Annotated in this window: 15 protein-coding genes; 6 read left to right on the forward strand and 9 right to left on the reverse strand. The window is 57.6% G+C overall.

What is annotated here, in order from left to right; all coding sequences use genetic code 11:
• Window positions 1-17: 17 nt before the first annotated feature.
• On the reverse strand, window positions 18-902 hold the full coding sequence (gene gcvA, locus E7738_RS20630) for a transcriptional regulator GcvA (RefSeq protein WP_058770406.1): 885 nt from the start codon (window positions 900-902) through the stop codon (window positions 18-20).
• 269 nt (window positions 903-1171) lie between these two features.
• Between gcvA and E7738_RS20635 the strand changes: the two genes are divergently transcribed.
• The 5 genes from E7738_RS20635 to E7738_RS20655 all read left to right on the forward strand — a co-directional run bounded on the left by E7738_RS20635 (window position 1172) and on the right by E7738_RS20655 (window position 3917).
• The gene (locus E7738_RS20635; protein ID WP_031279954.1) at window positions 1172-1612 is read left to right on the forward strand and encodes a VOC family protein; all 441 of its coding nucleotides are present in this window, start codon (window positions 1172-1174) and stop codon (window positions 1610-1612) included.
• A gap of 29 nt (window positions 1613-1641) precedes the next feature.
• Window positions 1642-2178 (forward strand): GNAT family N-acetyltransferase, encoded by a 537-nt coding sequence (locus E7738_RS20640; RefSeq protein ID WP_262258370.1) that lies wholly within the window; start codon window positions 1642-1644, stop codon window positions 2176-2178.
• Window positions 2179-2225: 47 nt separating this feature from the next.
• Window positions 2226-2663, forward strand: a complete 438-nt coding sequence (locus E7738_RS20645; RefSeq protein ID WP_262258371.1) for an acetyltransferase — start codon at window positions 2226-2228, stop codon at window positions 2661-2663.
• 25 nt (window positions 2664-2688) lie between these two features.
• On the forward strand, window positions 2689-3084 hold the full coding sequence (locus tag E7738_RS20650) for a GFA family protein (protein WP_262258372.1): 396 nt from the start codon (window positions 2689-2691) through the stop codon (window positions 3082-3084).
• A gap of 92 nt (window positions 3085-3176) precedes the next feature.
• Complete coding sequence (locus E7738_RS20655) at window positions 3177-3917, forward strand: GntR family transcriptional regulator (RefSeq protein WP_222952230.1); 741 nt, start codon at window positions 3177-3179, stop codon at window positions 3915-3917.
• Here E7738_RS20655 and E7738_RS20660 read toward each other — a convergent pair.
• The 8 genes from E7738_RS20660 to E7738_RS20695 all read right to left on the reverse strand — a co-directional run bounded on the left by E7738_RS20660 (window position 3904) and on the right by E7738_RS20695 (window position 12469).
• Window positions 3904-4884, reverse strand: coding sequence for a PfkB family carbohydrate kinase (locus E7738_RS20660; RefSeq protein ID WP_262258374.1), 981 nt, complete (start codon window positions 4882-4884; stop codon window positions 3904-3906). The two genes, E7738_RS20655 and E7738_RS20660, sit on opposite strands and share 14 nt — an antisense overlap.
• Window positions 4871-5893 (reverse strand): ADP-ribosylglycohydrolase family protein, encoded by a 1023-nt coding sequence (locus E7738_RS20665; protein WP_262258621.1) that lies wholly within the window; start codon window positions 5891-5893, stop codon window positions 4871-4873. Before E7738_RS20665 ends, E7738_RS20660 begins: the two co-directional genes overlap by 14 nt.
• Window positions 5894-5910: 17 nt before the next feature.
• Window positions 5911-7185, reverse strand: a complete 1275-nt coding sequence (locus tag E7738_RS20670; RefSeq protein WP_031279949.1) for a nucleoside permease — start codon at window positions 7183-7185, stop codon at window positions 5911-5913.
• A gap of 501 nt (window positions 7186-7686) precedes the next feature.
• The gene (locus E7738_RS20675) at window positions 7687-8997 is read right to left on the reverse strand and encodes an MFS transporter (protein ID WP_021508813.1); all 1311 of its coding nucleotides are present in this window, start codon (window positions 8995-8997) and stop codon (window positions 7687-7689) included.
• Window positions 8998-9105: 108 nt separating this feature from the next.
• Window positions 9106-9744: an isochorismatase family protein gene (locus E7738_RS20680; protein ID WP_215481112.1), complete on the reverse strand. Its 639-nt coding sequence runs from the start codon at window positions 9742-9744 to the stop codon at window positions 9106-9108.
• 9 nt (window positions 9745-9753) lie between these two features.
• Window positions 9754-10506, reverse strand: coding sequence for a maleate cis-trans isomerase family protein (locus E7738_RS20685; RefSeq protein ID WP_338671246.1), 753 nt, complete (start codon window positions 10504-10506; stop codon window positions 9754-9756).
• Window positions 10503-11324, reverse strand: coding sequence for an alpha/beta fold hydrolase (locus tag E7738_RS20690; protein WP_021508810.1), 822 nt, complete (start codon window positions 11322-11324; stop codon window positions 10503-10505). The genes E7738_RS20685 and E7738_RS20690 overlap by 4 nt, the downstream gene beginning before the upstream one ends.
• Entirely contained in the window at window positions 11321-12469 is a 1149-nt protein-coding gene (locus E7738_RS20695; protein WP_058758938.1) for an FAD-dependent monooxygenase, read from the reverse strand. Before E7738_RS20695 ends, E7738_RS20690 begins: the two co-directional genes overlap by 4 nt.
• A gap of 322 nt (window positions 12470-12791) precedes the next feature.
• Here E7738_RS20695 and E7738_RS20700 point away from each other — a divergent pair, with 322 nt between their 5' ends.
• Window positions 12792-13844 carry a 2,5-dihydroxypyridine 5,6-dioxygenase gene (locus tag E7738_RS20700; protein ID WP_125311089.1) on the forward strand — a complete coding sequence of 351 codons (1053 nt, stop codon included), beginning with the start codon at window positions 12792-12794 and terminating at the stop codon, window positions 13842-13844.
• Window positions 13845-13866: the final 22 nt, after the last annotated feature.

Raw genomic sequence — 13866 nt, forward strand, 5'->3', positions numbered from 1 at the left:
AAATGCCGGACGCTGTTCTATTCTGTGGACTGCTGCATGAGCCAGGCTCTTACTTTTACCACGGCAGAACGCAGCAGCGCTTCGTGGGGCGTAATAAGCCAGTACGCGTGTCCGGTATTCAGCGTATTTGGAAACGGTGCCACCACTTCACCGGATGCCAGGTTTGCCTGAACAAATCGCCTGCGCATCAGCGCTACGCCCATGCCAGCAAGCATCGCCAGCCACGCCCCGCTGCCATCGCTATACAAGGGCCCTTTACCGGAATCAATATGCCCGACACCGGCTTCAGCGAGCCAGCGTTGCCAGTCTTCCCGGTGCATATCATGCAGTAACGTGACGCGACCGAGTGCGGCAAGTGCCGGCGGTTCTCCCAGCTGCTGCGCCACAGCAGGAATGCAGACTGCAAGGTAGTCGTCGTCGATCAACTTCTCACTCACGCAACCCTCACAAAAACCGTTGCCATGCCGTACGGCCAGGTCGATACCATCCGTGGCGAAAGACTGGATGCGGGAAGTGGCGCTGATACGCAGGTCGATATCCGGACAGGCACGTTCAAAATCAGCCAGCCGCGGCAGTAACCAGTGGGTCGCAAATCCGGTGGTGCAGGCCAGCGTGATGGTATTTTTTTGTGTCTCCTGCACCAGCGTTTCAGTGGCTTCACGTATCAGGCTGAAAGCCGAAGCAATCGAGTAGTAATAGCCCTGACCGGATGCCGTCAGCGCCAGCTTGCGTCCATTTCGCTGAAACAGGGGCAGGCCCAGTTGCCGTTCCAGTTCCCTGATGTGCAGGCTGATCGCGCCGGGCGTGACGTGCAACTCCTGGCCTGCAAGGGTCATGCTGAGGTGCCGGGCAACGGATTCGAACGCCTTCAGGGCGTTAAGAGAAGGCAGGCTGTTTCGCATCGTTTAGTTTTCCTAAAAAACAGGCGGAAATTAAATCGTTTTTATTTCCGCTCCGTCAACGTTATTAATAGGCATATAGCACGCGATGCCGTGTCGCTTTTATTCCAAAACTGTTGAGTTACATTGAAATTTTAAGAGAGAGTACCGTTTCACGCACCACGCCTCCACACGGAAAAATGAGCAGCGACCAGGCCCTTTATGGCAATTAACCTTAACCAGGCTTGAGTTTTTGTCGTGTCGGGGAGGCATTAAATGGAGACAGGATGCAGATGAAGGATATCGATGTTGGATTTACCCACGTTGCGTTTATGGTAAGGGATCTGGAGAAGAGCATGGATTTCTACCGCCGCTATGCAGGAATGAAGGTGATACACACCCGTGAACCTGACGTCCCGGCTGCCCGCAAGGTGGCATGGCTGAGCGATCATACCCGCCCTTTCGCGCTGGTTCTGGTGCAGGCGGATGACGTGTCAGACACGCCACTGGGTAAATTTGGACACTTAGGCATTGCGTGTGCGTCACGCGAAGAGATCGATCGTAAAACAGCGATGGCCGTCGCCGAAGGCGTGTTACGCAAAGCCCCTGAAGAGGCTGGCGAACCGGTGGGATATTACGTATTTTTTGCCGATCCTGATGGCAATACGCTGGAGCTGTCTTTCGGGCAGCGCGTCGGGCTTGAAGCGATACGCACCGCTCCCGGTTTACTTTAACTCGCCTGCACGCAGGCAGCGGAGAACATATGGCACTCACGTTGCCGATTTATACTCAACGCCTGGTGTTGCGCAAGCTGACAGTGGCTGATTTGCCGTATCTGTCGCGCTATCGCAATCTGCCAGACGTTGCTCGTTATCAGAGCTGGGAAGAATTTACCCGGCAGGACGCTGAGAAATTATATGCGCAGCAGGATGCGCTGCCGTTCAACAGCGATAACACCTGGTTTCAGCTTGCCGTAGCACACCAGGAAGACGACCGGCTGATAGGGGACATCGGAATTCATTTTTTTGATGAAGGAAGACAAGCTGAACTCGGCATGACATTTGATGCCGGATATCAGAAACAGGGTTTTGCGCTTGAAGCAATGAGTGCCATCGTTACCCTGCTTTTCACGCAGTTTGCAAAACACCGGCTTACAGCCGTAGTAGACACACGTAATATTCGCGCCATAAACCTGCTGGAAAAGCTGAATTTTCGCCGTGAAGCGCACTTCCGGCAGAATATTTTTTTCAAAGGGATGTGGGGCGATGAGTATCTTTATGCGCGGCTGGCCAGCGATTAGCGCAGGCATTGCGTTAAGCCATCGCGTAGGCATGTTAAGGAGGCGTTGTGACAATTAGCGAAGTAAGCAAGGAAGAGTATCACTTACTGATTCAGGTCTGGGAGGATGCCGTCAGGGCAACGCATCATTTCCTGAATGAACAGGATATCCTGCGGCTCAGACAGCTTATTCTGGAAAATTATTTTGATGCTGTTGTTTTAAGAAAAGTGAGCGATGAAAACCATGACATTGTCGGGTTCATCGGCGTGCAGGATGAGAATATCGAGATGCTTTTCGTCTCGCCCGCTCATCACAAAAAAGGGGTCGGTGCACGGTTAGTCCACTACGCAATCCGTTATCTTTCAGCGAAAAAAGTGGACGTTAACGAACAAAATACCGCTGCGCTCGGGTTTTATCAGCATCTGGGCTTTCAGGTGACTGGACGGTCTTCCGTTGATGGTGAGGGGAAACCGTTTCCCCTCCTCCATCTGAAGCTGATGCAATAATCCGGCAGAGGAATCAGGAGAAAAAATGAACGGAAGTTGTCTCTGTAAACGTGTGCGCTACGAATGCGATCGCCTGGCGGGCAGCATTACGCATTGCTGCTGTCATACCTGCAGGAAAGCGCACGCCGCCGCTTATACCTCCACAGCGCGCGTGCGGCGTGAGGATTTCAAGTGGACCCAGGGAGAAGAATTTCTGACGGCATTTAATTCTTCCCCGGATAAGTTGCGTTATTTCTGTTCAATCTGCGGATCTCATCTGATGGCTGAAAGACCTCATCAGAGCCACGTGATTCTGCGTGTGGCCACGCTGGACGACGATCCCGCTCAGACACCGGTTTCCTATATCTGGTGCTCGCACAGCGTGCCGTGGCTAACAGAACGCGACGATGTGCCTCATTATGAGCAGGATAAAGAAACATGATGACTGGTCAAAACGCCGCTGGCTGCGCGCCGCATTAAAATTCAGTATTATAGCGGTTCCTGCCGCTGACCCGAGTGAGTGCCCTGCCCGCTATGACTGACCACAATGCGCTGTTGGCGCGGTTGACCACCACGCTGGCGATAGAGAGCCGCACGCCGCTGTATAAACGCTTTGCCAGTGCGATTAAAGATGCGGTGCGCGATGGCACGCTGGTGCACGAAGAGATCCTGCCGGGCGAGCGCGAGTTCAGCCAGTCGCTGAACATCTCACGCATCACCGTGCGTAAAGCCATGGACGAACTGGAAAAAGAGGGCGTCGTGTTCCGTTCCCGCGGCTACGGCACGCAGATTTGCAGCCAGTTTGAATATTCACTCAAAGAACCAAAAGGATTGTCGCAGCAGGCGGTGCTGCGCGGTAAAACGCCGGACACCGTGTGGATCAACAAAAGCAAAATTGCCTGCAGCGCAGAGATCGCCGAAAAGCTGGGGCTGAGCACGGGCAGCGATGTCTACCTGCTGAAACGTATTCGCTATGTTGACCGTCAGGCGGTCTCGGTTGAAGAGTCGTGGGTACCGGCGCGTTACATCGCCGATGCCGATGAGATTGGTATTTCGCTGTATGACTATTTTCATCGCCAGCAGATCCTGCCGGTGAAATCCCAGAGCCGGGTCAGTGCGCGTATGCCGGACGAAGCCCTGCAGCAGCAAATTGCCCTGCCCGCCAATGTGCCGGTGCTGGTAATTAAGCAGCTGGCTCTCGACGCACAGGGCAATCCGCTGGAGTACAGCATCAGCTACTGCCGCAGCGATATGTACGTGTTTATTGCTGAGTAAGGCGTTGCTGCCAGTAAGCGCGCAGTGTGGCACGATCGGGCGCACAGTCGCCGCCGCGCCGGGAAACCACAAACGACGCCACTGCGTTGCCCAGCGCAACGCTCTCCGCCAGTGACCAGCCGGACGCTAATCCCGCCAGTAATCCGCCAGCATGGCTGTCGCCCGCGCCGATAGTATCGACCACCGTTGTCGCCAGTGCGGGCACCCAGCCCTGCGCCTCAGCGTCGATGTATCCGGCACCTTCGCTGTCCAGCCTTAACACCATCGCGCCGTCAAACTGCTGCTGCCAGCGCGCCATCAACTGATGGGCGTCGAAAGGTTCAGATTCGCGCAGACGCTCATGCCACAGCAGCTCCGCTTCCTGCCTGTTCACTGTAATCAGTGGCTGCAACGCCATGATACGCGCAAACTGCGCCTCGCCGATGTCCGCCAGCCGCGGGCCAAAATCCACCAGCAGCTGATACGGCGGTGCCTGCTGCTCCAGCCAGTCGATCAGCACCTCGCCGCTTTTGCTGGTGAGCTGATAACCGGAGAGATAGATCCAGCGCTGCGCCGGCTGCGGCAATGCGCGCAACAGCGCGGCGTCCCACTGGTTTTCCACGCCACTAACGGAAAGAAAGGTGCGCTCGCCATCCGGCTCGACCAGCGCCAGACACCAGCCATTATCACCGTGCGCATTTTCCAGTACGCTCTGCACACCGTATTCCGCCAGCTTCTGTCGCACGATACTGGCCCAGATACCGTTCCCCAGCGGCAGCGCGTTGATAGAAGGTATGCCGAGACGATGCAGCGCAATGGCGACGTTAAGCGCACAGCCGCCAACGTTCACGCCCTGCTGATGCAGTTCGATGTCGCTGCCGCGATACGGCAACGTCCAGGCATCGGCAATCACATCCACTACCGCCGCCCCCACCACGCACACCGGCAACCGGCCCGCCAGTCGCGACAGATCGTCAGGCGTCAGCATAGGCGGCCTCGCGCTGCTGGCGGAAACGGACAAACGCGCGGCTGTAGTGAGTGAAATCCAGCGCGTTAGCAGCATCCAGTTCCGCTTTTAGCTGCGCATCGATCGCGTCGATACCGTGCAGCGCGCCGCAAATGGCAACCGCCATCGCGCCGATGGTGTCCGTATCGCCGCCGAGATTGGCGCACAGAATGGCGCAGCGGTTGGGATCGGTGGCTGCCAGTTCGACCATGGCAATCGCCGCCGGTACCGATTCAATGGTGCTGGTGCCGGTACCGACCAGATCGTAGATCTGCTGCATCGTCGACTCGGTGCCCCTACCCTGCGCGACCACCTGCAACGCCAGTTCGATGCGGGCCGCCATTGCCGCACTGAAAGTGGTGACGCGCCGCTCCTGTGCCGCACGAGCAATCGCCGGCAGTTCGTTACGAATCGTTGCCCAGTCGGTGCCGTCAATCGCGCGGGAGATTGCCCAGGCGATCGCGGTGGCACCGGCAATCGCCACGTCGGATTTGTGCGTCGGGCTGGAGGCCAGCGCGACAGCATCAATAAAGGCCGGCAGGTCACGCGCCGGCAGCAGACAGCCCAGCGGCGAGACGCGCATCGCCGCGCCGTTGGTCAGGCCGTTATTTTCCAGCTGCGCCACCGGCGTACCGTTTTTCAGCGCGTTAAGCGCGATTTTGGAGGTGGGTCCGAGCACATTTTTGTTAAAGGCATCAAACGCTTCCGCCCAGCGCAGAATATTGACGCCGATGGTTTCCGCATCAATTTCGCCGTCGTGGCTGATAATGGCATCGGCCAGCGCCAGCGCCATTGAGGTGTCGTCAGTGAAAGCCGCCCGGCCAAAGTAGCAGGCGGCATTGTTTTCTGCCGGGCCGGGCAGGAAGCGATCGATCCAGCCGAAGTGCTGTTTCACGCGGCTGCGCGGCCACAGTTCCGATGGCATGCCCATCGCATCGCCCAATGCCTGGCCGTAAAATGCGCCCAAAATCCGTTTTTCCTGGTGTGTCATCGTCATGGTTACATCTCTTATTTATGGCTGTCAGCGGTTGCTGAGTTTTCAAAAGCGGTTAATTCATCACTGCGTTTTTTGCCGTCGCGGAACAGGACGATAAAGGCAATAGTGATGATGACAATCATCACGCTGCCAAACATCCACATTCCCGCCCAGTTGAAGGTCTGACCGTTGCGCGGCTGGTCATACGCAAACATCTCCTGCATCAGATAGCCGCCGAGGCGGTAACCCAGCAGGCTGCCGATGCCCTGACAGGCCAGGGTGATCAGGCCCTGCGCAGCGTTACGCATCGCCACCGGCGCTTTCTTATCCACATAAATGTAGGCGGTGATGAAGTAGAAGTCGTAGCTGACGCCGTGCAGCAGAATGCCCATAAACAGCAGGCCGAAAGTCAGCAGGTTTTGATCGCCGCCGAACACAAAGAACACGTAGCGCAGCGCGGCGGTGACCAGGCCGAGCAGCAGCACTTTGCCGATGCCGAAGCGTTTAATGAAGAACGGCAGCGCCAGCAGGAAGAAGATTTCTGATACCTGGCCGAGCGTCATCCAGCCGGTGGCGTGTGGCAGACCGACTTCGGTCAGATATCCCTCAGCGAAGATGTAGTAGAACGCCAGCGGCATACTGAACAGGAATGAACAGACGAAAAATACGAGGAAGCTGCGATCTTTCAGCAGATGCAGTGCGTCGAGGCCGAGCGCCACGCGCAGGCTGAACTTGCCGGTGCTTTTGGGTTCGGTGGCTGGCAGGGTCAGGGCGAACAGGCCAAGCAGCAGCGAACTGGCCGCGGTGATCAGCAACGGTACATTGCTGGCGGAAATATCGCCAAAGCCGAGCAGCGGCGGCAGAAAACCGCAGGCGATGCCGGAGGCGATCCAGCCGATAGTGCCCATCACGCGGATGCGCGGATAGTCGCGCTCCACGTCACCGACGTGAGAAAACGCAATACTGTTGGTCAGCGCAATGGTCGGCATATAGGTGAGCGCATACAGCAGCAGCAGCGGAAAGAAGCTGCTGAAGTGCGTCTGCTGTGCGGCAAAGAACATCAGAATCGCGCCGGCGATGGTCAGCAGCGATAACACTTTCTGTGCCTGGAAGAAACGGTCAGCCAGCGAGCCGACCAGAATCGGTGACAGGATGGCAGCGATGGAGGTACAGGCGTAGCACCAGGCGATCTCAACTGGCGAAAAGCCGTTTTTGCTGAGAAACGCCCACAGCGGCACGAACCATGCCCCCCAGATAAACCACTCTAAGAACATCATGAACGACAGCTTTGGAATTGTAGTTTTCATCGAAATAGACTCCCCGGTGTTGGTAGAACCAATCTAGCACCAGAATAGATACCTTTATAATACCTTTAGCTGATAGTTTGAGCTATCCCACAAGATTTTTACCTTATGGATAACCGATAAGCGAGGAGGATTGGGTGCGGGTGGGCGTGACGGTCTGGCGGGGTGTGGAGCTGCATTCTGCGGCTGTGAGGCGGTCGCCATGAATGGCGACCCTACGGCGATAATTGCAACGAAATGCGCACGGTTTTGTAGGGTGCGCACCTGGTTATGCAGATTATGCAACCAGGCCGCCATGAATGGCGACCCTACGGCGATAATTACAACGAATTCGCACTGTTTTGTAGGGTGCGCATTGATGCGCACCTGGTTATGCAGATTATGTAACCAGGTCGCCATGAATGGCGACCCTACGGCGATAATTACAACGAATTCGCACTGTTTTGTAGGGTGCGCATTGATGCGCACCAGGGAATAACAAGTGCTTTAACGCGCAGGTATCTTCTACCGATTCACCAGCTTCGCTGGCAGCGCGACCACCAACAGCGAGCTGAGCAGCAGACATACGGCGAAGAACCACAGCGCGCCGTTGCTGCTGCCGGTGAGATCCAGCGCCACGCCCATCACGGAATTACTCACCAGTCCGGCGATATTGGCGATCGAACAGGCCAGCGCAAAACCCGCCGCGGCTGCCGTGCCTTTCAGGAACGTAGCGGGCAGACTGAAAAACACCGGCACCGCCCCGATAATCATCGCCTGCGCAATTGAGAACAGCAGCACGGTCATCGCCACGTTATGAGCAAAGAAGGTGCTGGTCCCCATCGCTGCCGCGCCAATAATAAACGGAACAATGATGTGCCAGCGGCGTTCACGCAGGCGGTCTGAGCTGGCACCAATCGCCAGCATACCAATCAACGCCGCCAGACTGGGGATCGCCGTCAGATAGCCAATGGTGGTGATATCGGTGGTACCGGCATTCTTAATAAAGGTCGGCATCCAGAAACCCATGGCGTAAGCGCTGAGCAGAATTGAGAAGTCGATGCCGCCGAGCATCACTACGCGGATATTCAGCAGACCATCGCGCAGGCTGTGTTTCAGCCCTTTGGCGTCACCTTCGTCGCGCGCCAGTTCGCGTAGCACCGCCTGCTTCTCACTGCTGCTGAGCCAGCTGGCGCTCTCGACGCTGTTCGGCAGCAGCCAGAACGTCAGCACACCCAGTAACACGCTGGGCAGGCCTTCCAGCAGAAACAGCCACTGCCAGCCGCGCATGCCGTAAACCTCATGAAAATGCCCCATGATCCAGCCGGAAAGCGGTCCGCCAATCAGGCTGGAGAGCGGCAGGCCAATCATAAACAGCGCAATGATGCGGCTGCGGCGCCACGAGGGAAACCATTTGGTGAGATAGAACAGCACGCCAGGCAGAAAACCGGCTTCGGCCGCGCCGAGGAAAAAGCGGATGATGTAGAACTGGGTCGGCGTTTGCACCAGCAGCGTGGCGGTCGAGAGCAGGCCCCAGGTAATCATAATGCGCGCGATCCAGATCTTTGCGCCGACCCGCTGCAGGATCAGGTTGCTCGGCACTTCAAACAGGATATAGCCGACAAAAAACAGCCCGGCACCCAGACCAAACGCGGTCTCGCTCAGCGCCAGATCGCTCGCCATCTGTAGCTTGGCCAGGCCGATATTGATGCGATCAAGGTAGGCCGCGAGATAACACAGGCAGAGAAACGGAATCAGCTTCCAGGTGATTTTGCGATAAATCGAAGCGGTGTCTTCGGCTGCCAGCGCAGCAGGACGGGTTGAAACGTCAGTCATGGTGTTCTCCGGGCGCAATAACCCCGTCGTCGGGGAGATGTTGTTATGCGTCTCAGCCGCAGCCGAAACGGACTGTTTGTGCGCACTCCGTGCAGGTGAAACGCGCCCTTAACGGGCGCTGAACTTCCCGAGATACTCCAGCGCCGCGGCTTTACTTACCACGTCGCCATATTTACTGTCGATATCAAACAAATTGGCCTGATGCGGCGCATCATGGCGATCGCCCACGCATTCGCGCACCACCATGGCGCGAAAACCGTATTGCAACGCATCCACTGCGCTGGCGCGGATGCAGCCGCTGGTAGAGCAGCCGGCGATCAGCAGCGTATCAATGCCCTGCGCCACCAGCATCGATGCCAGAGACGTGCCAAAAAACGCGCTGGCATACTGTTTGGTGATCACCACTTCTGCGGCAAGCGGCTGCACCGCCGGACAAAACTCAGCCAGCGGATTGCCTTCCACCATGTCACGCATTACCGGAGCTTTCTGCACCCAGATCCCGCCGTCCTGCTGATGCTGCGGGTGGTAGCGAATCTGCGTATGGATCACCGGAATCGCGCACTGGCGCGCCGCCGCCAGCAGGCCCTGTGCGGCGGCCACCGCTTCCACCACGCCCGGGGCAAACAGCGCGGCACCCGGCGTGGTGTAGCCCTGCAGAAAGTCGATCATCAGCAGCGCCGGACGCTGACCAAAACCGATGCGGTTGCCCCAGACACCGGCGTAGTTATCACTAACACTCTGGCTCATGCTTTCTCCTTACCACGCACCGGACAGCAGTGCGCCCGCGCCCGGCACCACCGGCTCCAGCTCCAGCGCCTTCAGCAGAGCGTACGTGGTGGCAATGGCGGCCGTAATTACCGGCTTGCCGGTCTGCGCCTCCACTTTTGCCACCGCCGGCAGCGATGGCATCTGCACGCAGGCCGACAGCACCACCACATCAACATCCGTCAGCGTCATGTCCGCCACGATGCCAGGTAAATTGGCCGGGTCGTGGCGGGAGACGGCGAGGTTATCGGCAATTTCCAGCGCGCGCCACTGCTTTACCTCAATCCCTTCGCGCTGGATGTAATCCACCACCAGCTCGGTCAGCGGCTTCATGTAGGGCGCTACCAGCGCGATCTTCTTCGCGCCCATAATATGCAGCGCATCGACCAGCGCGCCGGCACTGGTGATCACCGGTGCCAGCGCCTCGTTGTCGCGCGTGACCTGCGTCAGGCGCTGCTGCGACTGGCGATGATAGCCCGGGCCCATCGCCATGATCGCCACCAGACAGGCATAGCCGAGCACGTCAACGCGCGCGTCGGACAGCTCCAGCGCACAGCGGTCGGACTCTTTATCCATCGCCGCCAGTTCATCTTTATTGACATGCTTCATGCGCATACGGCTGGAGTGGAAGGTAAACCGCTCCGGGCGAATCAGCTGGCGCGCCTGCAGCATGGCGGGAATTTCGGTTTCCATGGTGATGTTGGAACTCGGCACAATCTGGCCGATACGATACGAACGCGTCATGGCTGCGTCTCCGGAGTCAGTGAGGGGCCAAGGAAGGTGCCAAAGGCATTGAAGAAACCGTGAAAATCATCCCACGGGATCATGTGACCAGCGCCGGCTACCCGGCTGATCTCAATGGTCGGCAGCAGCTCGCGGATTTCGGCTTCATCTTCCGCCTGAATGACGCCGCCCTTGCCTGCCACCATCAGCAGGGTTTTTGCCGGCAGCTGAGGGAAATATTGATGGATATCGAGCTGGTGAAAATCGTCATAGGCGCGACGGATGGCCGGCGTATAGCAGGTATGCAGCCACTCGGCGCGCAGCTGACGCTGGTCATCGCTCCAGGCCGGGCAGTATTGCTTCATGGCTTCAGCATCCATGCCGCGCTGCGCGTCGCGAATGGAATCTTCATACCACGGCCACTGACCCGGATAGAGACGCCGGCCCGGTCCGGAAACCGGCGGATCGATCAGCGACAACGACAGCACGCCGGCCGGCTGTTTCACCGCCGCACGCATGATGAAGCGCGCGCCCATCGAATGGCCAACCAGGTGATAGCGCGTCAGCCCCAGCGCATCCGCGAAGGCGTTGATGTCATCGGCGCAGCTCTCCATGCCGTAATCCAGCCCTTCACCACTGCTGGAGAGCCCGCGACCGCGCACGTCCAGTACCCAGGTATCAAAATGCTGCGCAAAAACTTCCGCCACAAAACCCCAGGTGATTGCCGGGCTGGTGATGCCCGGTACGAGGATCAGCGCGGGCCCGCTGCCGCCGTAGCGCAGATAGTGCTGGCGAATGCCGTTGGCCTGTACCTGACCGCCGTGCATAAAACGGCTCATGAGGTCACCTCGCTTTTCAGCGGCGCGGCAAACACGTCGTAGCCGTACACCCAGGCCGGATCTTCCTGGGTGCGCAGGAAAGTATTGGCATTAGAGACGGCCTGCACGCGCGACGCACGTTCTTTGCGGTTGGCTTCATACAGACGGAATGCGGTGCGATAATCATCAAGACCGGTTTCCGTCAGGCAGCGCGACAGCATGGCGGCATCTTCGATGGCCATCGCAGCGCCCTGCGCCATGTGCGGTTTCATGGGATGGCAGGCATCACCCAGCAGCACAATGCGCCCTTCGCTCCATACCGGCAGCGGCTGGCGGTTGAGCAGCGGCCATTTGGTGACCGATTCGCTGCACTCGATCAGCGCCTGTACCACCGGATGGTAGTGACCAAAGGTTTCCAGCATCTCCTGCTGACTACTGTCAACGAAGCTGCCTTTGATATCCCACGCCGGGTGCGGCACACCGGAGACGTAATAATATTCGTCGCGCGCTTTGGTGGTGTAATAGACCATCAGATGACGATCTTCAGACCACCACTTCACGCAATCTTCAAAGCTGAGGTTGTATTTGCGCAGTTGTTCGCCACGGATTAGCGCACGGTGCGCCACCCAGCCGCTGTAAGTGGGCGCTTCCACCCCCAGCAGATGCTCACGCAGTTTTGAGTTAATGCCATCCGCGCCAATCACGATATCCGCGCGCGCTTCGCTGCCATCCTGAAAACGCAGCACCACATCGCTGCCGCTGTCTTCGACGCTGCTCAGGCACTTACCGAACTGGACGCTGCCCGGCTGCAGACTGGTCATCTGCATGGCCTGCAAATCGCCCCGGTGCACCGTGACATAAGCCGCACCGTACTCTTTGCGCGCATAAGCGCCCAGCGGAATGCGTGACAAATACTCCCCGGTCTCGCCGTCGCGGCTGAACCAGAAATCGGGATGCGAAGCCAGATCCTCCAGCTGCTGTTCGATACCCATGCGGCGAAACACCTTGAGCACGTTCGGCCCCATGTGGATGCCGGCACCCAGACGGGAGAAAGCCGGGCTTTGTTCGTAGACCGTGACATGAAATCCCGCTTTCTGTAACAGCGAGCCGGCGGCAAGCCCGCCCAGCCCGGCGCCGATTACCGCGATGCGTTTCATATTGCTCATATTTTCCTCTCACACAGACGCTGATTTGAAGGTATGCACGCGGATAAACGATCAAACCCGACAGTGAATTTATAGTGCATACACTTTAATTATTGAGGTTATGACACTGTTAAAAGCAACCGTATTTACAGTGAAAACTCGATAACATGATGTTAATCACAGCCTGATGATAAGGTTAAATAGGCTTTTCTTATGTCAAAAAGAAATGCTTGCACTGTTCTTCGCAACACGTCTATAACAAACACATAAAGCGTATTCGCTATAAATAGCTGAAGTTTTACGCAGCAAATTGTCTGACATCTAACCCTGAGAGGAAACCGCTATGGCAGTAAATCAGAGCCAGTTAGGCCAGATGTTCGAGCAGGTTTTACGGCTGTCGAAAGTCGACGCCAGCCAGAGTGTCGCCATCCTGAAAAGTCATTATTCCGATGCACGCACCGTGCAGGCAGCCACTGATGCTGCACTACGATTGGGCGCGAAGGTGTACTGCGTTGAGCTGCCGGCCTTCAATCACCCGACGGCAATGGGTAACGACATGACCGCCTACTGTGGTGATACCGCGCTTACCGGCAACATTGCCGCGCAGCGCGCGCTGGAAGCGGCGGATCTGATCGTCGATACCATGATGCTGCTGCATTCGCCGGAGCAGGAACAAATCCTGAAAACCGGGACACGAATTTTACTGGCCGTCGAGCCGCCGGAAGTATTGGCACGAATGTTGCCAAACGAAGAGGACAAGTCGCGCGTGCTGGCGGCGGCGGCGGTGCTGGAAAAAGCGCGCATGATGACGGTGAAATCGCCGGCCGGCAGTGATTTTCGTGCCCCGCTCGGCCAGTACCCCACGGTAACGGAATATGGCTACGCGGATGAGCCAGGCCGCTGGGATCACTGGCCGAGCGGCTTCCTGTTTACCTGGCCGAATGAAGATCAGGCTGAAGGCGTGCTGGTGCTGGACGTCGGCGACATCCTGCTGCCGTTTAAATCTTACGCGCGTGAACGTATTACGCTGGAGATCGAGAAAGGTTTTGTCACCCGCATTCACGGTGGCTTTGAGGCCGAGTATCTGCGCGATTACATGCGCTACTTCAACGACCCGGAAGTGTACGGTATTTCCCACATCGGCTGGGGGCTGCAGCCGCGCGCACAGTGGACGGCGATGGGATTACACGACAAAAACGACGGCATGTGTATGGACGCGCGCGCCTTTTACGGCAACTTCCTGTTTTCGACCGGACCGAACACCGAAGTGGGCGGTAAGCGCAAAACGCCGTGCCATATGGACATTGCTCTGCGCCGCTGCGACATCAAAGTGGACGATTTGCTGGTGGTGGCGGAAGGTGAAGTGGTGGCACCGGAGGCCTCACGCGCGCGTTAATCGTGCGCAGGGAACGGCTGTC

This window comes from Pantoea sp. SGAir0430 (assembly GCF_043549295.1).

Excerpts from the sequence above, each read along its gene's own strand:
- gcvA (WP_058770406.1), bottom strand. The coding sequence starts at position 902 with ATGCGAAACAGCCTGCCTTCTCTTAACGCCCTGAAGGCGTTCGAATCC.
- E7738_RS20680 (WP_215481112.1), bottom strand. The coding sequence starts at position 9,744 with ATGAGCCAGAGTGTTAGTGATAACTACGCCGGTGTCTGGGGCAACCGC.
- E7738_RS20665 (WP_262258621.1), bottom strand. The coding sequence starts at position 5,893 with ATGACACACCAGGAAAAACGGATTTTGGGCGCATTTTACGGCCAGGCA.
- E7738_RS20700 (WP_125311089.1), top strand. The coding sequence starts at position 12,792 with ATGGCAGTAAATCAGAGCCAGTTAGGCCAGATGTTCGAGCAGGTTTTA.
- E7738_RS20695 (WP_058758938.1), bottom strand. The coding sequence starts at position 12,469 with ATGAGCAATATGAAACGCATCGCGGTAATCGGCGCCGGGCTGGGCGGG.
- E7738_RS20675 (WP_021508813.1), bottom strand. The coding sequence starts at position 8,997 with ATGACTGACGTTTCAACCCGTCCTGCTGCGCTGGCAGCCGAAGACACC.
- E7738_RS20690 (WP_021508810.1), bottom strand. The coding sequence starts at position 11,324 with ATGAGCCGTTTTATGCACGGCGGTCAGGTACAGGCCAACGGCATTCGC.
- E7738_RS20655 (WP_222952230.1), top strand. The coding sequence starts at position 3,177 with ATGACTGACCACAATGCGCTGTTGGCGCGGTTGACCACCACGCTGGCG.
- E7738_RS20650 (WP_262258372.1), top strand. The coding sequence starts at position 2,689 with ATGAACGGAAGTTGTCTCTGTAAACGTGTGCGCTACGAATGCGATCGC.
- E7738_RS20660 (WP_262258374.1), bottom strand. The coding sequence starts at position 4,884 with ATGCTGACGCCTGACGATCTGTCGCGACTGGCGGGCCGGTTGCCGGTG.
- E7738_RS20635 (WP_031279954.1), top strand. The coding sequence starts at position 1,172 with ATGAAGGATATCGATGTTGGATTTACCCACGTTGCGTTTATGGTAAGG.
- E7738_RS20670 (WP_031279949.1), bottom strand. The coding sequence starts at position 7,185 with ATGAAAACTACAATTCCAAAGCTGTCGTTCATGATGTTCTTAGAGTGG.
- E7738_RS20685 (WP_338671246.1), bottom strand. The coding sequence starts at position 10,506 with ATGACGCGTTCGTATCGTATCGGCCAGATTGTGCCGAGTTCCAACATC.
- E7738_RS20640 (WP_262258370.1), top strand. The coding sequence starts at position 1,642 with ATGGCACTCACGTTGCCGATTTATACTCAACGCCTGGTGTTGCGCAAG.